1 protein-coding gene is annotated in these 650 nt (G+C 32.9%); it reads right to left on the bottom strand.

The genetic code is table 11. From position 1 onward, the window contains the following. Positions 1 to 650: ATPase domain-containing protein (locus ACP5GV_RS08115; RefSeq protein ID WP_428103301.1), on the bottom strand; the 650-nt coding region annotated here is incomplete at both ends.

The following is a 650-nucleotide window of genomic DNA, read 5'->3' as shown; positions in this document are numbered from 1 at the left end:
CTATTATAAATGGTACCTCTCCTACGCTTATTTCATTCCCCCTCATTTTTCTTATTTCCATAAGCCTTATCAATTTCCTCTTTATTATCTTGCTCTTTAATATTATAACTCCATCAGTTATAAATTCCTCAATCCCATATCCAACGCTTCTCTTCCCATAAGGTAATTCTGCAATTAATATTGTTGTAACTTCCTTAAGCTTGGGCCCCCTATAAAAGAAGTTGTGCATCAATTCCCTTATTTTACCTTCATCCTTTTCCCCCATCTGCATTACTGCAGATATTGAATCAACAACTAACCTCTTCGCATTTAATTTATCTATCATGTTTAAAACTTCTTGCAATAAATCAATCAATGCATTTATATCTGTAACAGTTACAGCTTCAATATATTTAAATTTGTTATCCTTTTCATAGCTTTCAAAGTTCATTCCCAAATTTAGCATATTCCTATAAAAATCCTTCTTTGTCTCTACAAAGCTTAAATATAAACCATTTTCATTAAATTGCCTTAAGCCCTCGTATAAGAACTTTGCACCTATTGTTGTTTTACCTGTACCAGGGTTTCCTGCTACTAGTATTATTGAGCCTCTGTATACTTGGTTTAAAATTTCGTCGAGGCCTTTGATACCCAGCTTTGTTAGAGACAAT

Source organism: Caldisphaera sp. (assembly GCF_049974385.1).
GTDB lineage: Archaea > Thermoproteota > Thermoprotei_A > Sulfolobales > Acidilobaceae > Caldisphaera.
The sequence above is the reverse complement of the archived record's forward strand: the minus strand, read 5'-3'. Positions and strand labels throughout refer to the sequence as shown.